This is a genomic window from Brevundimonas fontaquae, assembly GCF_017086445.1.
Taxonomy (GTDB): domain Bacteria; phylum Pseudomonadota; class Alphaproteobacteria; order Caulobacterales; family Caulobacteraceae; genus Brevundimonas; species Brevundimonas fontaquae.
The window spans coordinates 624030-643764 of sequence record NZ_CP070968.1 but is presented as its reverse complement, the minus strand read 5'-3'; the positions used below and the strand labels follow the sequence as shown (position 1 = coordinate 643764).

Sequence of the window (19735 nt, the reverse complement as noted above, 5' to 3'; positions counted from 1 at the left end):
CCCGTCCTAGATGCTGCCTCTGCGCTCGATGACCAGGATGCGCGCGACGCCGATGGGGATGGCACGGTGTGCGTCGCCCTGTTCAGCATGAAAAATCGACCCCGGCGTCAATCGATAGACGCGTTCGATGACATCGCGGACTTCCATGTCGACGACGCCATCCAGGACGACGAACACTTCCGGTCCATCGTTCACATGCCAAATGTAGGGCTGATCCGTCCAATGCAGACGAACGGTCGCGCCGTCGATTTCAGCGATGTCGAGCGCCTCCCACGCACGCCGACCTTCAAACTGGCTCGCCTCGACGATCTTCATCCTGTTCTCCTTCTTTGACGTCAGACTGCTAAAAGGCAGTCGGCTTGGCGACATTTCAGACCGCCGTGATTGACGACGCATCGAAGGTGTTGATGAACCGCACAGGCAAACGGCTAGACGAGATCGATCAGAGACTCGTGGGACTGCTGCGTCGCGATGCTCGCAGGACGACCGCCGCGCTCGCCCGGGACCTCAACCTGTCTCGAACGGCCGTGCAGGCGCGGATTGCGCGACTGGAACGCGACGGGATCATCCGCGGCTATACCACGACGATCGCTTCGGACGCGGAGACGGGCGTTTCTGCGCTGGTGACATTGTCGATCACGGTGAGGCCATGTAGCCGCGTTACCGATCACCTCGCGTCATGGTCAGAGGTAGAGCGAATATTCTCGATCGCCGGGGACCGCGACGCGGTGCTTGTGGTCTTGGTCACGTCCCCGCAGGCACTTTCCGAACTGGCTGATCGGCTTCGGACGGTCGAAGGGGTCGGGGATGTGGAGACGACCGTCATCCTGTCTGAGCAAGCAGGATCGGTAACTCGTCCTTTTTGACCTCGACCGGGACCGCTGCTTGACCGGGGCGCTGTGGCTTCAGATGTTCCCATAGCCATCACTCGCCGTCAGAGGATCGGATGACCTTCACCCTATCGCAGGCGGCGGCGATCTTCGTGGCCTGCGCGCGCTGGCTTAGCCAGACGCTGACAAGAACAAGCACGATGCCCGCGATCTGTTGCAGTGCAAGCTCCTGCCCCAGAACGAGCCAGCCAAGCAGCACGGCCGTCATGGGACTGAGGAACCCCAATGGGGCGACGGAGGCCGGCCCCAGGGCGGCGATGCCCCGAAACCACAGGATGTAGGTCAGCGCCGCCCCGACAAGGGCGAGCCAGGCAAAGCCGACCAGGTTGGTGGTGCTTGGTGCCGGCAAGCCGGGCTCCAGGATGAGAGCGGGAATCAGGAGCAGGGCCCCGCCTGCAACCAGTTGCCAGGCAGTGAAGGTCAAAGCCGAAACGGGCGGCTGCCATCGCTTGGTCAGCACGGTGCCCACCGCCATCGACGCCGCGCTGCCGAGCGCCGCTGCGATACCAACCGCGTCGAACGCCGCACCGGGCCGCAGGACAAGCAAGTTCACACCGATCACGCCCCCGAGCGCCGCAAGCATCGCCATCGCGCGAAGCGGCGCGCCAATCCAGAACCGCGCCAGCATCAGCACGATCAGCGGCTGCACCGCACCCACCGTAGCGGCGACCCCGCCCGGCAACCGATAGGCGGCTTCGAACAGCAGGGACCAGAAGATGGCAAAATTGAAGGCGCCCAGCAGCAGGACCCGGCCCCACCAGATTCCCCGCGGAAGCACGCGCACGATCGCCAGTAACAACAGGCCGGCCGGCAGTGCCCGCAGCAACGACACGGTCAACGGGAAGCCTTCCGGGAGCCATTCCGTCGTGACGATGTAGGTCGTTCCCCAGATCGCGGGCGCCAGCGCGGTCAGTGCCAGCGTTGTGCGGCGTGTGCTCACACCCACTCCAGCACATCCCCAAGGAGACGTCTGGGCTTCTGCGGCCAGTTGCCCGGCGCGGCTCGCCCCACCGCCAGCAGCATGACCGGCAGTTCGTCATCGGCAAGGTCGAAGTCTCGCCGCACACCCGCGGCGTCGAACCCCACCATGGGGCCGGACGCAAAGCCGAGGGCCGAGGCCGCGAACATCAGTGTCGCTGCGCCGAACGTGGCGCTGCGCACCGCCTCGTCACGCGCTATGGCCGGATCGGCGTAGAGGGTACGCGCACCGTCGCGCCAGCGTTCCGCCATATCTCTCGACATGATCGCAGCATCAACGGCTGGCGCCAGGCGTGTCACGACGGCGTCTGGATCTGGCAGGATGCCAATGATGATGAACGCCACTGCAGCGTCCGTCACCTTGGGCTGGTCGTGCGCCGCGGCTCGCAGACGCACCTTTGCATCCGGTGACCGTACCGCGACGAAGCGCCAGTTCTGGAGGTTGTAGGCGGTCGGCGCACGGATGGCGTAGCTGACCATCGTTTCAATCTCCTGGTCCGAGACGCCTTGAGAAGCGTCGAACAGATTTGCAGAGAAGCGCGTCTCGATCAGGGTCAGGATTTCGTGCTGCATGGCTGGCCTCAATCGGAGCGTCCGGATGAGCCCAAGCTAATTAATATCAATCACCGGCATAATGGGATTATTGTGGAAGGGTCTAGTTCGTACTGGTGAATGATCGTTTTGGACCGCTTGAAGGCTTTGGAGGTGTTTCGACACGTGGCCGAACTCGGCAGCTTCGCTGCGGCTGCGCGTCGTCTGCGCCTGTCTCCACCGGCCATCAGCAAGAATGTCGCGGAACTCGAGGCACACCTTGGGGTCCGACTCATCAATCGAACCACCCGGCGGCTTCACCTCACAGAAGCGGGCACGGCCTATCTGGAGAATGTTCGCCGCATCCTGGATGACCTCCAAGAGGCTGAGCGCGCGCTTGGGCCCCTGACTGCAAATCCGGTCGGAACATTGAAAGTGACCGCGCCAGCCAGCATCACGCTCATGCGCCTGTCGTCCCACCTCCCGAAGTTTCTGGCGCGCTACCCGGAGATTTCGCTCGATCTTCATCTCGATGACCGGCGAGTTGACCTTCTTCGCGATGGCTATGACCTTGCCATCCGCGGCAGCGACAACCTCGAAGATTCCAGCCTCATCGCTCGCAGGCTGACGACGCTCCAACACATCCTGGTCGCCGCCCCGGCCTATTGGACCGCACGTCGCCGACCCACGCACCCCGGCGAACTGGCCGGACACGAATGTGTCCGCTTCACCCATTCGGGCCATGCCGACCTGTGGGAGTTCCGCCAGAACGGCCGGGTCGAGCGGATCCCGGTGCGTGGCCGCTACAGCGTCGCCTCCAGCCTCGCCGTGCGCGATGCGTTGCTCGCCGGCTTCGGCACCAGCCTCATACCCCGCCTCTATGTCGAGAACGATCTCGGTGCGGGTCGACTGGAGGCGGTGCTCGAGGATTGGGATATGGTCGAGACGGTGCTGTATGCGGTCTATCCCTCCCGCCACCACCTCGCTCCCAAACTCAGGGTCTTTCTCGATTTCCTTGCCGATGTGTTCCGCGACGGCGACGAACAAAAGTGACCCAGTTCGTGCGGCGTTGGACGGCTGCAGCGTAGACCTGGTGCTCATCATCGGGCGGAGTACGACAAGTCCGGCCAGTCCCGTTGATCTTACACCACCTGCGACATTCCTCCCGGCTGATACGCAAACGCCGCCGGGTGCGGCGCGGCCGGATATGCCGGTCGTGATCGCAGACGAGCAAGCCGCAGGCACCCATGTGCGTCAGTCAACAGGTCAGGACGCTTCTAAGGGCCCAAGAGTCGCATCGTTCGCCGGATTTTTTCGTCCTTGTCTGCTGGGCAGCTTCGGAAGAACGCATTTGCGGACAGGCTGGGGGGAAGCACGGTCGCTACGCACGCGGAGTGCTTTTCAGCTGCCTTCTCCCGCCCAATGATTCCCAAGCACGAAACCGTCCCCCGACGCCGGCATGAGCGGTCCAAGGCTCCCCGTTGTCAGTGTGGAAGCGAAAGTCGGTCGCCCGGCCGAAAGCGCGCGGCCATCAGCGCCAGTGCGAGGCACAATCCCGCCATCAGCCACCAGGCAGGGGTGAGATCCGCAAGGCGCTGGCGCAGCAGTCCGGCGGCCAGCGGCAGCGCGGCCGCCAGGACATAGCCACCGCCCTGGACGAAACCGGCGAGTGCGCTTGCCTGATCGGTATCCTCGCCGTGATCCATCGCGACGATCAGCGACAGCGGGAATAGCGCGCCAATGCCGAGGCCCGCCAGCAACGCCGCCACCCATGCGAGTTGCAGTGGCGCAATGCAGAGGCAGAGCATTCCCGCCAGCAGCGAAAAGATTGCCGCGAACAATATGGCGCGACGATCCGGCGACCGATCGACCCATAGCGATACGGCAATGCCTGCGGCCACCTCCGCCAGGGTGACGGCTCCGAGCATCGCGCCGGCGCCCTGTTCGGACCAGCCGAGCTGGGTGTAGAAGGGCGGCAGCCAGGCGAGAACAAGCGTATAGGCACCCGTGCCAAGGCCAAAAAAGAGCATCAGCAGCCAGGCGCGCGGCGCATGTCGCACAGGGCGGCGTTGCACTGATCTCACAGGCTCGTGGGGGCCCTGCGCCACCAGAAGCCAGATGCCGAGCCCGAGGAGCGCTGGCAGCGCCCAGATGCCCAGCGCGGCCGGCCAGCCCCAGACCTGTCCGATCCAGGCGCAGGTCGTAGCGGATATCAGCGCCCCTCCCATGATTGCTGTGGAGTAGAAGCCCATCAGGCGTCCACTGCCTGCTGCTGCCCGGCGGCGGATGACGCCCGGCATCAACGCCTGGACGATGGCGATGCCGACGCCACCGACGATGGCGGTCAGAATCAGCGCTGCCGCATGCGGCCACACCCAACGAGCCAGACAGGCGAGGAGAATGAGCAGGACACCAGCGGCGATGCCGGCCCGCTCTCCCATCCATCCGCGCAGCCGCGCCGTTCCCAGCAGGCAGAGGCCCATCAACAACACCGGGAAGGTGGTCAGCAAACTCGCGCCGATGTCGCCAAGACCCGTGTCGCGCTGGATCGCGTCGAGCAGAGGGCCGACCGAGGCCAACGCCGGCCGCAGATTCATGCCGACGAGCAGGATTGCGGTCGGAAGCAGCATCCGACTGAAGGGTTCTCGCATGATGTTTTCCGCCACTAAGCGCTTGTCAGGGTCACCCCGTCCAATACATATCTCTACATAGAGATATGTATCTTTACGTCAAGATAGGACGCGGAATGGACAGGGCTGCTTCGGCTGCGGAACAATGGGCTTGCGAACGCCCCGATCTCGATACCCGGCCGATGGTTCTGCTGGGACGGTTGGGTGAAGCCGCGCTGCTGATCGCGCGGGATCGGCTCAATCCGCTGTTTGCGGAATTTGGTCTGCAACCCGGCGAGTTCGACGTACTGGCAACGCTCCGGCGCAGTGGCGCACCTTATGCACTCTCACCCACGGCGCTCTATGAAGCGGCGATGATCTCTTCGGGGAGCATGACCAACCGCATCGACCGGCTGGAGAAGGCCGGATTTGTCGAGCGGAGACCCAATCCAGCGGATAAGCGGGGAACGCTGGTGGCGTTGACCGGCCATGGACTGGCGTTGATCGAGCGCGCGGTGGAGGCGCACGTCGCAAATCAGCAAAGCATCGTCAGAGGTCTGGATGATCGGGAGCAAGGTCAGCTTGCCGCGCTCCTCAGCAAACTGATCCAATCACAGCAGAACGCCGACGGCATCAGAAAGCCATAGGGTATCTCAGATCTTCCTCATCGTCAGGCGCGGCCCGCCGGTCCGCAGATTGGACGTCAAGCGTGGTAACGTGGGTATTCGGGCGCAGGGGCGATAGTTGCGGCATCGCGTCAGGCGGAAGCACGTCGTCAGCCCTGGCATCGATTGCGCCGCGGGGTGTTACTCTTCGAGCGGCTTCATCTCAAAAGCGGCACGCGTGGATAACGGGTGGAGCCGTCAGATTTCCACATTCGGCTCACGCAGATACGCCTTGTGCAGGAGTTCCACGAACTGCGGAGCGGCGGGGATTGCGGTCTCTCCGATCGCGATAATCGAGACCCCCGGCGTCCAGGAGTTCATCACCACAGCGCCTGCGAACCCGCCGACCATCTCGGGCGTGACCGCCACGTCCCGTTGCAACACACCCAGTTCGGTGAGTTGGCGCTTCAGAATGCCCATGGTCACGCCATGCAGCACGTCTGCCACCGGCCAGATGACAGCCGAGCCGTCCCAGTATGCAACGTTCCAGATCGTCGCCTCGCTGAGACGGTTCTGTCGGTCAAGAAAGATCGCGTCGTCAAAGCCTCGCTTGATGGCGTCCCGCAGATAGTAGGTTTTTGCAGTCTCGCCGTTGTGCTTGAAGCCGGGCAGAACGCGTTCATGCTGGACCGCGGCGAGTCTGAGCGGACCTTCTGGTCCGTTGGAGGCGGGACTGGTGCGGATAAGAAGCGACAGATCGCCCTTTTCACCGGCCGCAGTGAATTCTCCGCTCCGGGTGAAGACCGTTGCCGTTACTGACAGCGCCTCTCCGCCGGCTGCCGCGATAGCGCTGCGGAGCTGCGATCGTACCCGATCGTCCGCAATGTCCGCGTCGAACAGAGCCCGCGATGCGTCGCGCAGACGCTCGAGGTGAAGATCCAGGCCTCGGACGCGACCATTGCGGACCTGCATCGCGGTGAAGTGGGCAAAGCCGGCGAAGGCGAGCGGTGTCAGATCAGCGACGGTCGCCGGTTTGCCGTCGATCTGCGCCAGGCTCAGTCCATCAGTATCGAACATTTCGTTGCTCCGGTGGTGTGTTCTAAGGGAGCTGAAACGTGTAAAGTCTGACAGCGGTGTCAAGGTCAAGAGGTAACGAATGAAGGTCGGCGATCTGGCGCGACGAACGGGCATCAGCGTTCGGATGCTGCGGTACTATGAAACCGAGGGAATGCTTTCTCCGGCGCGCAGGGACAGTGGCTACCGCGACTACAGCGCTGCGGACGCCGACATTGTCGAGCGCATCAAGCTTTTGAACGCTGCGGGCCTGACCCTGCCGGTGATACGTGAACTGATGCCCTGCCTGCGCAATGATCGCTCTTCTTTCGAGCCCTGCGATGAGTTGCAAAGAGTTCTGCGCCGAGAGATCGACGCCATGAACGCAAAAATCGAGCGACTTGCCGGCAGTCGCGACATGCTTTTGGCCTTTCATGAAAACCTAGAACGAGACCGCAATCATCAGCCAATCGCGACCTAGCGGGCGGTTAGAAACTTTCGCACCTCATCGGCAAAGGCTTCGGGCTTATCGTGATGCACCACATGCCCCGCATCGAGCGTGACGAGGGTCGTATTGGGGCGCTCGACGGACATGCTTTCCAAGACGTCGCCCTCGACGGCACGACTGTGGCGACCTCGAACAAGCAAGGTCGGACAGTCGGTCGAACGCCAGTCGTCCCAGAAGTCGCCGTTGAGCCCGCTCTGAGCGTCGGCCAGCGCCGCGGGGGAGAAAGCCAGGGTCCACCCCTCGGTCGTTTGCCGGAAGGACGGTTCGACTGACCAGGCGAGTCGCTCGCCGATCTTTTCCTTCAGCGCTTCTCGCGTTGGGTAGACGCCGGCCCATTGGCGCATGAAGTCCAGGTCGGAATCCTCCTCCGCCGGAGACTCCTCTAGGATCATGGCGCTGACCCGTTGAGGATAGCGCGCCGCAAACCGGAAGGCGACCGTTCCACCAAGCGAGTTGCCGGCGAGTATCACCGGGTCGCCGAGATGCAGGTGGTCCAGAAACGCACCAAGGTCACTGATGAACGCATCCCAGGAAAGGTCATTCGAATGGCTGCTATAACCATGACCGCGCTGATCGAGAGCGATAATGCGCCACTCCGGCGCAAGGGCCTCGGCCAAGCCTTCGTATGTGCCGGATTCCATCCAATAGGCATGGAGCGCTATGATAGGCGTGCCTGATCCGCCCTGGTCGAGATAGGAGAACGTCAACCCGTCGTTGACGAAAGTTCGCCGCATCATCCTTCCGGCTCCAGCATGTCGGCGTGCCGATGCACGAGTTTCCAATCGCCATCCTCCCGACGAAATACTTCGGTCGTGCGCAACTGCATCGCGACAGGGACATCCTTGCCCTGCAACATGACCTCGGCATGCTGGATCCCAGCCCAGAAGCCGAGATCACCGCTCGACCAGGACTGCAAAATCTCGAAACGGCCGGAACTGCCTGGACCGAAGGCTTGTGCGCCTTCTTCATTTGCGGCGTTCACGCGATCAGCACCCCTGATGCGTGCACCGCTGGGCGGAAAGAAGGTTGCCGGATCGGTTGATGTGGAGACGCCTAATAAGCCGTCGGCCTCGCCATTGATGTACTCGGTGGAAACTGATTCCCTGCGGCTCAGGAAGTCTTCGAACATCTCGTTCTTCGATACCATGTCTGTGTCTCCAACGGCAGAACTGCGAGCGGCGTTAAAAACGCACGAACCACGCAGAAGTGCCCCGCAGGCACACGCCGGAACGCCATCTCTGGCCGCTCGACAATGAAATGCTTCCATCGCTTTTGAGACCCAGTGAATGGCCATCGGCGCATCAGATGTTGGGTGTGGTCTTGGATGGCCGTGGCGCAGATCTAGCGCTCATCTTCGTGGGCGTGGCACGCCAGCGCCGCCGACCGCACGCCGTGGCGCGATATTCTGCACGGACGCCAGCAAACGACGCTCGATTCTCCGGAGATCGACCAAGTCCGGTTCGCCGTCACGTGCCAAAAGGCGCGAGATTGCCCGTCTCTTCCTCTCCCATGGGTGGGTGATTGAAGGAGAAATCCGGGGCCTGGCGCGCCGTCAATCTGTGGCTTCCTTATTTCGACAACGCCGATCGGCGGCAAGGGCGCTTGGCGCACCTCGGGATACTTCAACTTCCGACCAACCGCTCCACAGCGTCGTTGAGGATCCATGCGGCACCGACGTTGCCGAGGCGTCCGTTGCTCATGAATGCGCCATCGAAAAGCAATCCGATCTGATGCGCCCGCAACGGTGCAGTTGACATATCCAGTTCTCGACACAGCGCGGTGAGTCTCTCCACCATCTCTGATTTATGGCGATGCGCGACCTTTCGCGCGGGATGTCCAACGTCGGCAAACTCGGCAGCCACATTGATTTGAGGGCAACCCCGGTAACTGTCCCGCGATACCCTGTCGCCAATCCAGTCGCACAAGGCCGAAAGCGCCCGTCGGGGCTCTCCCGCATGGGATCCGACCACCGCCTCCCACTGTCGCCAGAAATCATGGTCCTCACGCTCCAGGAACGCCTCGATGAGCGCGTCCTTCGTGGGAAAGTGACGGTAGATCGTTGTTTTGGCGACGCCTGACCTCTCGACGATCAGTTCCATGCCAACCGCACGGACACCCCCGCGGTAAAACAGGTCTGAGGCTATCCACAGCACGGTCTCTCGTGCGCTGTTAGATGTTGCGAGAACAGAATCGATCATAATTTCCCGGGGCCAAGCCAACTGACGCTCTACCATGTGCTGATTGACAGCGCTACCGATCGGTATCATAAAGCGATACCGATCGGTAGCGTATGGAAAACGACATGACGGACCGCTGCGTGGGCATTTTCGGGGCCAATGGCCATACTGGCCGCTTTGTTGCTGCGGAACTTGCGCGGCGAGGATTGGCCGCGCGTTGGATAGGCCGCGATCGTTCTGCGTTATCGGCGCTTCAGGCAACCTTGAACCACGGCGAGGTTCGGACCGCATCCGTCAGCGACCCTGCCTCTCTGATGCGTGCCTTCGACGGCCTTGGCGCTGTGATAAACTGTGCCGGCCCGTTCTTCGACACGGGCCGGCCGGTGATCGCTGCGGCGCTCGAATCCGGCTGCCATGTTCTCGACGTGACCGCAGAACAGGTCACCGTCCTCGATACGATCGCAACATTCGACGACGGTGCAAAGTCCGCCGGCCGGGTCGTTATGCCGGCGATGGCTTTTTTCGGCGGACTTGCCGATCTGCTTGTGACCAGCATTGTAGGCGGGTGGCCCGACGTCGACGCGATCGACATAGCGGTTGCGCTTGATTCCTGGCATCCGACGCCTGGGACTCGCCTTACGGGGGAGCGAAACACGGCCACCCGGCTCATCGTTCGCGATGGGGTGCTGGTTCCCGTTCCGTCCCCCCCACCGGCGCTGGTCTGGCGCTTTCCCGAGCCGTTCGGGTCGCTGCCGGTCACCTGCGTCGCGTTATCCGAGATCATCTCCCTGTCGCGTCACGTGAAGGCTGACGCGATCACGAGCTACATGAACAGGAAGCCGCTTGCCGATCTGGTCGACACGTCGACACCCCCACCGCGCGCGAGCGACGCCCTCGGCCGATCGGACCAGCAGTTCGCCATGTCTGTTCGCGCCCGGCACGGGTCGGAACTGCGCGAGGCGACAGTGAGTGGGCGGGACATCTACGCGGTCACCGCTCCGCTCGTCGTCGAAGCCTGCGTTCGCTTGCTGGACGGAGCGAAGCCGGCGTGGGCGGGCGTACGCGCACCGGGCGAACTCTTCGACGCGCGGACGTTCCTGGCGGCGCTAAGCGACGTGCTCCAGCCGCAATCGGTTTCCTGATCCGGAACCTCTCGGAGCGCTATCGATGCCCAGAGCCGAGCGTCGTGAAGGTGGCGGGCGTCGTGACCAAGTTGTCGGTGCCGGTGATCCTGTTCATCGACGGCATTGGCGGCGTCGGCGTCGATCGGTCATAGGATGATGCCAAGGAACCAAGCGGTCCAGCAAACCACCGACATCATCCAACGCGCGAAATGATGTCCGACCTCGGGGTCTGCCACGCCGCCTCAACCGTGGTTTTCAAGGCATGCTCTGGAAGCGGGACGGATCGTCGGCGCATCACTCCGCGCTTGGCCGGATGAAGCCTTGGCAGCATGGCGCGGGCGAATGAGTGCCGAAAGATCAGGTGGCATCATGGAATATGATCCCCAGCGTATGGCGCCGGCCTGACAGCAGCTTACTGACGCCGTGGCGGAGGTTCACGCGATAGGATCCCCGCGTGCCCTGTACCGGCCGACTGTTGACGGCAAAAACCACAGCGTCGCCCTTTCGCAGCGGAACCACCATCGCTCGCGACTGCATGCGAGGGCGCTGTTCGGTCAGCACGAACTCTCCGCCCTCGAAATCCTCCCCTGGCTCGTTGAGAAGGACCGCGACCTGCAGGGGGAACACGTGTTCGCCGTAAAGATCCTGGTGAAGGCAGTTGTAATCGCCCTTTCCGTATCGGAGCAGCAATGGCGTGGGACGGGCCTGACCCGCCGCACGGCAACGCTCGATAAAGGCGGCGTGATCGTCGGGGAAACGAACATCCATCCCCATCGTCTCGCACCAACGATTGGCGACCGGCGAGAGATGCCGGTAGAGCTTGGTACGTAGCCGCTCGATCAAAACCGGCAGCGGATAGGCAAAGTATTTGTATTCGCCACGCCCGAAGCCATGTCGAGCCATGATGACATGGCTTCGAAAGCCTTCTGCGTGGTCATAGCGCCCCGCGATCGCGTCGCACTCATGGTCAGAAATGAGGTTCGGCAGAACGGCCCAGCCTTCTGCGTTGAGATCTGCGGAAACCGTCGACCAGTCTATGGCCTCCAGGCGGCAGACCTCCTCTGGGGATTCCGTCGCAGTAGTCATTGAAACCCTTTCCGGTGACTTCGCGCCGTCGCGGTCTGACGGTGCCGGTGGCGGCCATCGCGGCGCCATTCAATTCGTCTCCGACACCTTCGCACCACGGCGCGGGAGCCACACTCCGATTGTTGCTTTCGGATCGAGCCGCGTCTTGGGCGGCAGACGGCATGTCGCCCCGGCACCCGCAGGGTTCAAGCGGCCTGGGCTTCCCGATCGATCAAGGCGCGTTTGCGCTCGACCCCCCACCGATAGCCCGACAGTGAACCATCGCTTTTCACCACTCGGTGACAGGGGATCGCGACCGCCAGGGCATTGGCCGCGCAAGCGCCCGCTACCGCCCGGACCGATTTGGGAGCTCCGATTTCTCGCGCGATGTCGGTATAGGTCGCTGTTGCGCCGACGGGTATCTGCCGGAGGGCCGCCCAGACACGCTGTTGGAACGCTGTGCCCCGGATGTCCAGCGGGAGGTCCAGGCCGAGCGCCGGAGCCTCGATGAGGCCCACCACCTGTCCGACAAGAGCTTCGAACTGGGCATCACCGCCGATGAGCCGCGCACGAGGAAAGCGGTCCTGCAGATCCCGCACCAACACATCCGGGTCATCGCCCAACAGGATCGCGCACACACCCTTCTCGCTCCTGGCCACCACGACCGAGCCCAGCGAACATTCGCCGACGGCAAAACGGATTTCGGAATTTGCTCCACCTGCCCGATAGTCAGAGGGAGTCATGCCAAGCATCTCGTCTGATTTTTCGTAGAAGCGCCCGCTCGAATTGAATCCAGCATCGTATATGGCCTCTGTGATGGAGTTGCTGCGGCCGAGCTGGTCGCGAACCTTGCGGGAGCGGTGAGCCACGGCATAGTCACGCGGCGTCACGCCGGTCACACTTCTGAAAACACGATGGAAATAGCTTGAGCTCAGATTGACGGTCTTGGCCAGTTCATCGAGCGACGGGATCTCTTCTGCCTGCTCGATCAGACGGCAGACACGCGCAACCAGTTTAGCATTCTGAACGTCGGTGGAGGGCTCATCGGGTTTGCAACGTCTGCAGGCCCGGAACCCGGCGGCTTCCGCGTCGGCGATGCTGTCGTGGAAGCGTACGTTTTTCGGATTGGCCGTCCGCGATGCGCACGACGGGCGGCAATAGATTCCGGTTGTGGCAACCGAATAGTAGAACTGACCGTCCATCGACCGATCACGCGCAACAACACGCGCCCAACGCGGGTCCTCGGTTGTGGTCGTTTGCTTTGAACTTGGCCGTTGTACGGGATGCGGGCTCATGGCTGGATCTTTCGGATTTCTTTGTACAGGATCCTCATGGCGACCTTTGACGTTGCCCACACCCTGGGTCTTGCTTTCAAATCGACTACTATCATCGCGTGCGTCCAGACATTGCCGTACCGACGATATCGTCTGCCCTTTCTCCTGTTATCGTGGGCCAACCTCGCCGCTCGCATGCGGCGCAGACAATACCTCCGGCCTATTGTTCGTCATGTGCTGCGAGGCCTGTTCCAATCCCCGCCCAGGGCATGCGGAGACATCGCACCACGCCGCGACCCTGCAGGGTCGCGGCGTGGCAACAGTCATTGAGCGGGTCAGAACACATACTTGTCGGGTCGGATCACCCGCCCACGCATTCAACGTCGAACTGTCTCAGACCGCGCGGATGAGCTCGAGTTGCTGAAGCGCGGCCACCCCGTCATCAAGACCGATTTCTTCGGCGATCTTGCCGTTCTCGACGCGCAGAACGGTCGTTCCGGTAAAATGCATTTTCCGGCCCGATTTCGCAGGAAGCGACCCGATAAGAAAATCACTGAAGGCGGGACCTGTGTGCGTACCGCCTCCCTTCCAACGCCCGACGACATAATCGCCTTCAGCGATGAGATCCGCCGCGCCGCCAAACTCAAGATCCGGGAACGCCTCTCGAAAGCCCTGCATGAACGCTCTGATGTCATCATGGCCACGGCGAGGCTCGTGCAGCGAATATTGCAAAAGCATATCCGGAGCAGCAAGCTCGTCGATGATATCGGGATTCCATGGGTTACCCCAGAAACCATCAAACCATCGGCCAACAACAGTCTTGTTGGAGTCTTCTTTTGTCATAATTTCATTCCTTCTACTATTAAATCGTGCTGCGACTGACCCATCCACAGCGTTCCGGATAGGTTTCACTGGAGCGCTACGCCGCGAGCAGCCATGTTCGATTTCTTCGCGAACTACTTCGTATGCGATTTTCGCCGACTGGAGTTCTGCCGAAGTACGCTGATTGTCAGGTACGGTTGATCGAAACACCGCCATCGACCAGGAGCGCGACGCCTGTGACGAAACTTGACGCGTCGGAGACGAGGTGGAGGGCAGACTGCGCAATCTCCTCGGGCTGTGCCAAGCGCTTCAAGGCGTGGAGACCCTCGATAAACTCGCGGGTGCCGTCTGGGGCTCCCGGTGCATTGGCGTGGTTGGCCGGGGTGTCGGTGCCGCCCGGAAGAATGGCGTTGGCCCGAATACCCTTCGCACCGAACTCAGCGGCGAGCACCTTGGTCAGGCCGACGACCCCCGCTTTCGCAGCCGCATAGGCACTGCTGCCCGGGAAACCCACCGTGTTGCCGACAAAACTCGACGTGAACAGGATCGAGCCCCCGCCGCGTTCGATCATGGCAGGTACCTGGTACTTCGCTCCAAGGAACGCGCTGGTGAGGTTCGTGTCGATCGTATCACGCCATCCGCCGACGGACAGATCTGGTACCGGTGCCATCTCTCCGCTCGAACCCGCGTTGTTGAAGGCGATATCGAGCCCGCCGAAGTGGCTCACTGCGAGCGCGACGAGAGCCTTGGCATGCTCTTCGTCCCGCACGTCGCCCGCCAAAGCGATCGCCTGTCCTCCGGACTTTTTGATTTCGCTGACGAGCGCGTCCAGTTCCACCTTGCGTCGTGCGGCCACGACGACCCTGGCCCCTTGCTGAGCAAACAGCCTTGCGGACGCATAACCGATTCCGGAACTCGCTCCAGTAACGATGGCGACCTTATCCTTGAGCATATTCAAAGCCTCACTCCTTTGCTTTCTGTTCGGCCCAGGGATGAATGCCGTCTTGATCAGGCCGCGACACTCCGCTTGATGCCCTTGAATCGACTGTGTCGGCGACGGTCACTGCAGACCGGCGCAACAAACATCATGGCCAATTCCATGATCGGCCAGGGCAGCGGCGAACCCACCGTCTTGCAGCCATGGCAAGTTGTTCTGAGCGCCAACGGACCAGCGCTCGTACGGTGGAGATGTCGTCAGGCCCTATCGCCGCTTGGGTTGATTAGTGGCCAACCTCCCACGACATCTCGTCCGATGAGGAGAAGCACAGATGACCGACTACGAGCCGATCGAATATGGCCACTTGGGCGCCCTTCGCCGTCCGGGCCGCGGAGCCCCGTTGGTGATCGTTCCGGGCGTGATGGCCGATGCCGAAAGCTGGCTGCCGGTCGGAGACGCGATCGCCGCGTCTAATCCTGTCGTGATCGTCAACCGTCGGGGAAGAACGCCCAGTCCGGATCTCGGACCCGACTATGGTATCCCGACCGAAATCGACGATGTCTCCAGTCTGGTATCCGCCATCGGAGAGCCCGTGCACCTGTTTGGGTGGAGCTACGGCGGGCTTATTGCGGTCGAGGCGGCGGCCCAAGGTCTTCCCGTGCTTTCGCTGACGGCCTACGAGCCCGTATCGCGTCCCTTCGTCCCCGAAGCGATCGACCCGATCCGCAGCGCGCTCGCCCGCGGCGATGCAGACCGCGCTGTCGAGATCATCAATATCGACGTGTCGGGTTTTGATGCCGAGTATGTAAGGGTGCTGCGCCAGACACCCGCATGGGAAAACCTCTGCCGACTGTCGCTGCCGCTCGCGGAAGAACTCGCTGCGATCGACCGGTTCGAGCCGTCCTATGAGGACTACGGGGCGATCGGCGCACCCATCAGCCTGATCATCGGCGAACTGAATGTCGGTCATGCGCCCTACGGCGCAGCGTTCGATCGCTTTTCCAGCGCCATGCCAACCGCCACGGTGGACCGTCTGGCCGGACAGGGCCATCTCGCCCACGTCGAAGATCCCGTCGCGCTCGCGCGGTACATCTCAGAAGTCATTGTGCGGCAGCGGCGACTGGACTGAGGCCTGTGAGGCGCGCTCACCACGATAGCCTCAAACTGCAGACTGCGCCTCGCACATCATAATTCGACGGCCTCATCGGTCACGGCTTGTACGGCCGGATGCCCACTGTCAACGGCGACATGTCTACCCACGCGCTCTTCCTCAGACATCTCGCCAGACCACCGCGTCGTCGCGACGAAGATCGCAGGTGAGGGGTTTTCCGGAGTGATCGCCGCCGCAGGTGCGGTCAACGCTGCCATTCGGGCACGTCCTGACCGACTGGCTATGATCACACAGGCCGAATGGGTCGATGGCTGCCGCCCCTCAATCCCTAAGCCCGCGATAGCTGAGTGTCAGACCGCAGGCGTTCGATCCCGGGCGCGCGGCATCAGACCGCGGCCGAACCTGAAGTATGTCGCTGGCGGATTTCAAATATCGGCAGGAAGAACTGCATCAGGAAGCCATTCGACACAGCATAGAGAACGGTCCCCAGACCGATGGTCCCGCCCAACGTCCAGCCCAGCACGAGCAAACACGCCTCGATCGCCGTGCGCACCCATCCCACCGGCCAGCCGGTCAGACGCACGCCACCCACCGTCAGGCCATCTCGCGGACCTGGCCCAAGACCCGCTCCAATGTAGGCCCCTGTCGCCGCGCCGTTGAGCACGATCCCTCCCACGAGAAAAGCGGTTTGGAGTGGAAGGCCTTCCAGGGGCGGAAGCATAGTGAGTGCGAGGTCGGCGGCCGTTCCAATGACCAGAATATTGCTGATGGTCCCGACGCCCGGTTTCTGTCGGAGCGGGATCCAGATCAGGAGCACCAGGCCTCCGACGAGATTGACGATCAGACCGAGGCTGAGATCGGTCAGTTCGGACAGGCCCTGATGAAAGACGCTCCAAGGGTTCAGTCCCAGGTTGGCGCGAACCATCAGGGCCAGGGACACCCCATAGAGCAGCAGGCCAAGTTGGAGCTGTATGAAGCGACGGATGAACATGGCTTCAGGGTAGCAAGAACGGCCTTGCAATCCATGGCCACTTTCTTGACGCTGGCCCTATGTCGGGCATCATCAACCTCAACAGTCTCTCTCGCCATCTTGGGAACTGGCGCGCATCCGGAACCGAGGATGTCGCCTATCGCAGCTTGGCGGACGCTTTAAAGGGCCTGGTGCTTGACGGGCGCCTGCCGCTGGACGCCCGTCTGCCGGGAGAGCGCCGGTTGGCCGAGGCGCTGGGCGTCAGCCGTATCACCGTCACTGCGGCGATGGATCGGTTGAGGTCCGATGGTTTCCTGGCAAGCCGGGTCGGGTCCGGCACCTACACCGCCTTGCCCCTGGGAGGTGCCGGTCCGCCGGATGGGTTTTCTGTCCTGCCGGAACCTGGCACGATCAACCTGTCGGCGGCGGTCATGCCGGCAGGAGCCTTTGTGCACGCGGCGTATGCAAGGGCGCTGGAGTCGCTGCCGCCGCATTTGCCGGGCCACGGCTATGATCCTGTTGGAGTGTTGCCGTTGAGGCTGGCGGCGGCGGAAACATACGAGGCTGCGGGCCTGCGGACCGGCCCGAAAGAGATTGTCGTCACCACCGGTGCCCAGAACGCTCTGGCCATCCTGCTGCGGACATTCGGACGGCCAGGCGACGGGGTCGTGATGGATCACCCCACATATCCCCATGCGATCGAAGCGATCGTACGTGCGGGCCTGCGGCCCATCCCCGTGGCCCTCACAGCGACGGGTTGGGATATCGACGGGCTTGTCGAGACAATCGCGAGGGTTCGTCCCCGCCTTATCTATCTGATCGGTGCCCACCAGAATCCGACTGGCCATGTGATAAGCGCGGAGGAGGAGGCCGCCGTTTCCCGAGCGGCAGCCCGAAATGGCGCGCTCCTGATCCTGGACGACACTCAAAGAGAGCTGTGGTTCACATCTCCACCGCCTGCTCCTACATGCCCGGGAGACCATGTCGTCCGCTTGGGATCCATGAGCAAGACCTGGTGGGGCGGCCTCCGGATCGGATGGATCCGGGCGGAACCGAAAATCGCCGAAGCCGTCGTGCGGGCGCGGGCTTCTCTGGATCTCGGTGCCGCGGTCATCGAGCAGTTGGCCGCCACCCATCTCCTGACGGGAGACCAAACACCTGTCTCGGATCGTCGCGCAATCCTCGGGGCGCGAGAGGCCGCCCTTCATGGTGGACTGTCGCAATTCCTGCCGGATTGGCAGGCCCGACGGCCATCGGGTGGATTGTCGCTCTGGGTTGCGTTGCCGCGCCCTGTCGCTGGCGCTCTGGCCACCGAGGCCCACAAGCGTGGCCTAATCCTCGCTCCCGGCACGCGGTTTGGCGTGAACGGTGCCTTTCAGCGCTTCTTGCGGTTGCCCTTTTGCTTGCCCGAGACAGAGCTGGCTGCGGCGATCGACGTCCTGGCTCTGGCGTGGGACGACCTGAACAGTCGGCCAGGTCGGCGTGCCAAGGCACCGGACACGGAGGTCTTCTAGGCGCGGGGCGCGAGTATCATGTTCGGGGACCGGGGCTCGACGGGGATCGCGCGGTCAAGATCATGAACATCGTTGTCTCGGGCTTTGATTCCGACCACGTAACGGGGCTCCGCGACGTCAATCGAGGGGTGCCGGGCCACGAATGTGAGACCTCAACGCCAGGGGTTCCCGCAGCCATTCTTGCTTACGATGGCGAGCTTCAGGCCCCCCAGGAAAATCGATCGTTCCCTAGATGCGGCGTTCGTCCGATAAAATGCGAACAATCAGACCGGGCGCGTCACGTTTCTCCGACCTGATCCGTCAGGGTTTGCAGGGCCGGATGCCCTCTGCAAACGGAGACACGACCATGCACGCTCTTTTCCTCAAACATCGCGCCAAACCGGGTCGGCGCGACGAATTGGAAGCCGTATGGCAGCGCCATATGAAGCCTGCGATCGACGCCAACGACGGCCACGTCGTCTACATCTACAGCTTCGGCGCAGAGCCTGATGTCGTTGGCGCTTTCCAGATCTATTGCTCGAAGCCGGAGGCCGACACATTCCTGCAATCGCCCGCCTATCTCGCCTACCTGGAAGACTCACGACCTCTGTTGGCGCAGGAGCCAGAAGTCACCGTCCTCGAACCGCGATGGATCAAGGGCGGCTGATGGCGATGAAGGACGAAGCGGCGATGCTCGCGCCCCTGGCAGCCGCGCGGCCCGCGCTCTTCGGCATGGCTTACCGAATGCTGGGCACCGTGGCGGATGCCGAAGACGTGCTGCAGGACGTCGCTCTTCGCTGGTCCCAAGCCGATCGCGCCGGGATAGACAATCCAGCCGCGTGGCTGATGACCGCCTGTACGCGGCGGGCGATCGATGTGCTTCGATCGTCCGCCCGCGCGCGGTCGGACTATGTCGGCGCCTGGCTGCCAGAACCGTTGGCAGCCACCACGATCGGAGAACCTCTCGAGCTTTCGTTCGCCCTGGAAACCGCCTTTCTGGTCGTCCTGGAGCAGACGTCGCCGAAGGAACGGGCGGCCTTCCTGATGCACGATGTTTTCGGGCTCGGGCACGCTGAAATCGCCATCACTCTGAGAGTCACCGAAGCCGCTAGCCGCAAGCTCGCCTCGCGCGCCCGCCAGCGTTTGGCGTCCAGCGAGCGGCGTGAGCGCCTCGCTCCTGATCGGCAGCAGATGCTGCTCGCCGCATTCCAGAATGCAATCCTGACCGATGATATGGCCGCGTTCTCAGCCGTTCTTGCCGAGGACGTGCGGCTTGAGGCTGATGGGGGCGGAAAGGCTATCACCATCGCCGCCCCCCTCCAGGGCCGCGCGGAAGTCCTCACCTTCCTCGGTCAGGCACGCAACTGGTGGCGGGGATACGACTGGACGATGAAAAGACTGGCGTTCGGATACGGCATTGTTCTGCGCGAGGGGCCGACAGTCGTCGCAGCGATCTGGTTCGAGAGCGCCGACGGCCACGCCGTATCCCGCATTCGTATCATGCGAAACCCGGACAAGCTGAGGACGATCGTCCGAAGAATTGGCTGACGACCCGCCGTATCAGGGTGGATTCAAAACGGAATCCACC

Annotated in this window: 22 protein-coding genes; 9 read left to right on the top strand and 13 right to left on the bottom strand. The window is 62.6% G+C overall.

The genetic code is table 11. From position 1 onward, the window contains the following. Positions 1–6: 6 nt before the first annotated feature. Entirely contained in the window at positions 7–315 is a 309-nt protein-coding gene (locus JX001_RS03035) for a cupin domain-containing protein (protein WP_205682242.1), read from the bottom strand. Positions 316–359: 44 nt separating this feature from the next. Between JX001_RS03035 and JX001_RS03030 the strand changes: the two genes are divergently transcribed. Further along, a complete protein-coding gene (locus JX001_RS03030; protein WP_205682241.1) occupies positions 360–866 on the top strand; it encodes an Lrp/AsnC family transcriptional regulator in 507 nt (168 codons plus the stop codon). A gap of 58 nt (positions 867–924) precedes the next feature. Here the strand turns inward: JX001_RS03030 and JX001_RS03025 are convergent, their stop codons facing one another. Continuing rightward, complete coding sequence (locus tag JX001_RS03025; RefSeq protein WP_205682240.1) at positions 925–1830, bottom strand: EamA family transporter; 906 nt, start codon at positions 1828–1830, stop codon at positions 925–927. After that, positions 1827–2441: a nitroreductase family protein gene (locus JX001_RS03020; protein ID WP_205682239.1), complete on the bottom strand. Its 615-nt coding sequence runs from the start codon at positions 2439–2441 to the stop codon at positions 1827–1829. Before JX001_RS03020 ends, JX001_RS03025 begins: the two co-directional genes overlap by 4 nt. A 99-nt stretch (positions 2442–2540) precedes the next feature. Here JX001_RS03020 and JX001_RS03015 point away from each other — a divergent pair, with 99 nt between their 5' ends. Next, a complete protein-coding gene (locus JX001_RS03015; protein WP_205682238.1) occupies positions 2541–3452 on the top strand; it encodes a LysR family transcriptional regulator in 912 nt (303 codons plus the stop codon). A 431-nt stretch (positions 3453–3883) separates the two neighbouring features. Here JX001_RS03015 and JX001_RS03010 read toward each other — a convergent pair whose 3' ends face one another. Then, positions 3884–5050 (bottom strand): MFS transporter, encoded by a 1167-nt coding sequence (locus tag JX001_RS03010; protein WP_205682237.1) that lies wholly within the window; start codon positions 5048–5050, stop codon positions 3884–3886. A gap of 65 nt (positions 5051–5115) precedes the next feature. Between JX001_RS03010 and JX001_RS03005 the strand changes: the two genes are divergently transcribed. Beyond that, a complete protein-coding gene (locus JX001_RS03005; RefSeq protein WP_241004733.1) occupies positions 5116–5655 on the top strand; it encodes a MarR family winged helix-turn-helix transcriptional regulator in 540 nt (179 codons plus the stop codon). A 216-nt stretch (positions 5656–5871) separates the two neighbouring features. On the opposite strand, the gene JX001_RS03000 is transcribed toward JX001_RS03005, so the two are convergent. Further along, positions 5872–6690 carry an aminotransferase class IV family protein gene (locus tag JX001_RS03000; RefSeq protein WP_205682236.1) on the bottom strand — a complete coding sequence of 273 codons (819 nt, stop codon included), beginning with the start codon at positions 6688–6690 and terminating at the stop codon, positions 5872–5874. Between the two features lie 79 nt (positions 6691–6769). Here JX001_RS03000 and JX001_RS02995 point away from each other — a divergent pair, with 79 nt between their 5' ends. Further along, the gene (locus JX001_RS02995) at positions 6770–7147 is read left to right on the top strand and encodes a MerR family transcriptional regulator (protein ID WP_205682235.1); all 378 of its coding nucleotides are present in this window, start codon (positions 6770–6772) and stop codon (positions 7145–7147) included. Here JX001_RS02995 and JX001_RS02990 read toward each other — a convergent pair. From JX001_RS02990 to JX001_RS02980, 3 genes are all read right to left on the bottom strand, one after another. Then, positions 7144–7911: an alpha/beta fold hydrolase gene (locus JX001_RS02990; protein WP_205682234.1), complete on the bottom strand. Its 768-nt coding sequence runs from the start codon at positions 7909–7911 to the stop codon at positions 7144–7146. The genes JX001_RS02995 and JX001_RS02990 overlap by 4 nt on opposite strands. Further along, a complete protein-coding gene (locus tag JX001_RS02985; RefSeq protein ID WP_241004732.1) occupies positions 7908–8321 on the bottom strand; it encodes a YybH family protein in 414 nt (137 codons plus the stop codon). Before JX001_RS02985 ends, JX001_RS02990 begins: the two co-directional genes overlap by 4 nt. Before the next feature lie 475 nt (positions 8322–8796). Then, complete coding sequence (locus JX001_RS02980) at positions 8797–9273, bottom strand: TetR/AcrR family transcriptional regulator (RefSeq protein ID WP_241004731.1); 477 nt, start codon at positions 9271–9273, stop codon at positions 8797–8799. A gap of 191 nt (positions 9274–9464) precedes the next feature. Here JX001_RS02980 and JX001_RS02975 point away from each other — a divergent pair, with 191 nt between their 5' ends. Beyond that, entirely contained in the window at positions 9465–10493 is a 1029-nt protein-coding gene (locus tag JX001_RS02975; protein WP_205682232.1) for a saccharopine dehydrogenase NADP-binding domain-containing protein, read from the top strand. A gap of 339 nt (positions 10494–10832) precedes the next feature. Here JX001_RS02975 and JX001_RS02970 read toward each other — a convergent pair whose 3' ends face one another. The 4 genes from JX001_RS02970 to JX001_RS02955 all read right to left on the bottom strand — a co-directional run bounded on the left by JX001_RS02970 (position 10833) and on the right by JX001_RS02955 (position 14588). Beyond that, positions 10833–11561: a 2OG-Fe(II) oxygenase gene (locus tag JX001_RS02970; RefSeq protein ID WP_205682231.1), complete on the bottom strand. Its 729-nt coding sequence runs from the start codon at positions 11559–11561 to the stop codon at positions 10833–10835. A 185-nt stretch (positions 11562–11746) separates the two neighbouring features. Next, the gene (gene ada / locus JX001_RS02965) at positions 11747–12835 is read right to left on the bottom strand and encodes a bifunctional DNA-binding transcriptional regulator/O6-methylguanine-DNA methyltransferase Ada (protein ID WP_205682230.1); all 1089 of its coding nucleotides are present in this window, start codon (positions 12833–12835) and stop codon (positions 11747–11749) included. Between the two features lie 372 nt (positions 12836–13207). Then, entirely contained in the window at positions 13208–13657 is a 450-nt protein-coding gene (locus JX001_RS02960; protein WP_205682229.1) for an ester cyclase, read from the bottom strand. A 166-nt stretch (positions 13658–13823) separates the two neighbouring features. Beyond that, a complete protein-coding gene (locus tag JX001_RS02955; protein WP_205683049.1) occupies positions 13824–14588 on the bottom strand; it encodes an SDR family oxidoreductase in 765 nt (254 codons plus the stop codon). Between the two features lie 316 nt (positions 14589–14904). On the opposite strand from JX001_RS02955, the gene JX001_RS02950 reads away from it, so the two are divergent. Next, positions 14905–15702: an alpha/beta fold hydrolase gene (locus tag JX001_RS02950; protein WP_205682228.1), complete on the top strand. Its 798-nt coding sequence runs from the start codon at positions 14905–14907 to the stop codon at positions 15700–15702. Positions 15703–16069: 367 nt separating this feature from the next. Here the strand turns inward: JX001_RS02950 and yczE are convergent, their stop codons facing one another. Next, a complete protein-coding gene (gene yczE, locus JX001_RS02945) occupies positions 16070–16675 on the bottom strand; it encodes a membrane protein YczE (RefSeq protein WP_205682227.1) in 606 nt (201 codons plus the stop codon). A gap of 59 nt (positions 16676–16734) precedes the next feature. Between yczE and yczR the strand changes: the two genes are divergently transcribed. The 3 genes from yczR to JX001_RS02930 all read left to right on the top strand — a co-directional run bounded on the left by yczR (position 16735) and on the right by JX001_RS02930 (position 19695). Continuing rightward, positions 16735–18168 (top strand): MocR-like transcription factor YczR, encoded by a 1434-nt coding sequence (gene yczR, locus JX001_RS02940; RefSeq protein ID WP_205682226.1) that lies wholly within the window; start codon positions 16735–16737, stop codon positions 18166–18168. A 232-nt stretch (positions 18169–18400) separates the two neighbouring features. Further along, positions 18401–18814, top strand: coding sequence for a putative quinol monooxygenase (locus JX001_RS02935; protein ID WP_205682225.1), 414 nt, complete (start codon positions 18401–18403; stop codon positions 18812–18814). Next, a complete protein-coding gene (locus JX001_RS02930) occupies positions 18814–19695 on the top strand; it encodes a sigma factor-like helix-turn-helix DNA-binding protein (protein ID WP_205682224.1) in 882 nt (293 codons plus the stop codon). The genes JX001_RS02935 and JX001_RS02930 overlap by 1 nt, the downstream gene beginning before the upstream one ends. Positions 19696–19735 lie beyond the last annotated feature (40 nt).

What these genes read in the sequence shown, in the direction of transcription:
- JX001_RS03000 (WP_205682236.1), bottom strand. Translation starts at nt 6,690, where the DNA reads ATGTTCGATACTGATGGACTGAGCCTGGCGCAGATCGACGGCAAACCG.
- ada (WP_205682230.1), bottom strand. Translation starts at nt 12,835, where the DNA reads ATGAGCCCGCATCCCGTACAACGGCCAAGTTCAAAGCAAACGACCACA.
- JX001_RS02990 (WP_205682234.1), bottom strand. Translation starts at nt 7,911, where the DNA reads ATGATGCGGCGAACTTTCGTCAACGACGGGTTGACGTTCTCCTATCTC.
- JX001_RS02995 (WP_205682235.1), top strand. Translation starts at nt 6,770, where the DNA reads ATGAAGGTCGGCGATCTGGCGCGACGAACGGGCATCAGCGTTCGGATG.
- JX001_RS02975 (WP_205682232.1), top strand. Translation starts at nt 9,465, where the DNA reads ATGGAAAACGACATGACGGACCGCTGCGTGGGCATTTTCGGGGCCAAT.
- JX001_RS03005 (WP_241004733.1), top strand. Translation starts at nt 5,116, where the DNA reads ATGTATCTTTACGTCAAGATAGGACGCGGAATGGACAGGGCTGCTTCG.
- JX001_RS02955 (WP_205683049.1), bottom strand. Translation starts at nt 14,588, where the DNA reads ATGCTCAAGGATAAGGTCGCCATCGTTACTGGAGCGAGTTCCGGAATC.
- JX001_RS02950 (WP_205682228.1), top strand. Translation starts at nt 14,905, where the DNA reads ATGACCGACTACGAGCCGATCGAATATGGCCACTTGGGCGCCCTTCGC.
- JX001_RS02935 (WP_205682225.1), top strand. Translation starts at nt 18,401, where the DNA reads ATGCGGCGTTCGTCCGATAAAATGCGAACAATCAGACCGGGCGCGTCA.
- JX001_RS03020 (WP_205682239.1), bottom strand. Translation starts at nt 2,441, where the DNA reads ATGCAGCACGAAATCCTGACCCTGATCGAGACGCGCTTCTCTGCAAAT.
- JX001_RS03035 (WP_205682242.1), bottom strand. Translation starts at nt 315, where the DNA reads ATGAAGATCGTCGAGGCGAGCCAGTTTGAAGGTCGGCGTGCGTGGGAG.
- yczR (WP_205682226.1), top strand. Translation starts at nt 16,735, where the DNA reads ATGTCGGGCATCATCAACCTCAACAGTCTCTCTCGCCATCTTGGGAAC.
- JX001_RS03015 (WP_205682238.1), top strand. Translation starts at nt 2,541, where the DNA reads ATGATCGTTTTGGACCGCTTGAAGGCTTTGGAGGTGTTTCGACACGTG.
- yczE (WP_205682227.1), bottom strand. Translation starts at nt 16,675, where the DNA reads ATGTTCATCCGTCGCTTCATACAGCTCCAACTTGGCCTGCTGCTCTAT.
- JX001_RS02930 (WP_205682224.1), top strand. Translation starts at nt 18,814, where the DNA reads ATGGCGATGAAGGACGAAGCGGCGATGCTCGCGCCCCTGGCAGCCGCG.
- JX001_RS02960 (WP_205682229.1), bottom strand. Translation starts at nt 13,657, where the DNA reads ATGACAAAAGAAGACTCCAACAAGACTGTTGTTGGCCGATGGTTTGAT.
- JX001_RS02985 (WP_241004732.1), bottom strand. Translation starts at nt 8,321, where the DNA reads ATGGTATCGAAGAACGAGATGTTCGAAGACTTCCTGAGCCGCAGGGAA.
- JX001_RS02980 (WP_241004731.1), bottom strand. Translation starts at nt 9,273, where the DNA reads ATGGAACTGATCGTCGAGAGGTCAGGCGTCGCCAAAACAACGATCTAC.
- JX001_RS03010 (WP_205682237.1), bottom strand. Translation starts at nt 5,050, where the DNA reads ATGCGAGAACCCTTCAGTCGGATGCTGCTTCCGACCGCAATCCTGCTC.
- JX001_RS02970 (WP_205682231.1), bottom strand. Translation starts at nt 11,561, where the DNA reads ATGACTACTGCGACGGAATCCCCAGAGGAGGTCTGCCGCCTGGAGGCC.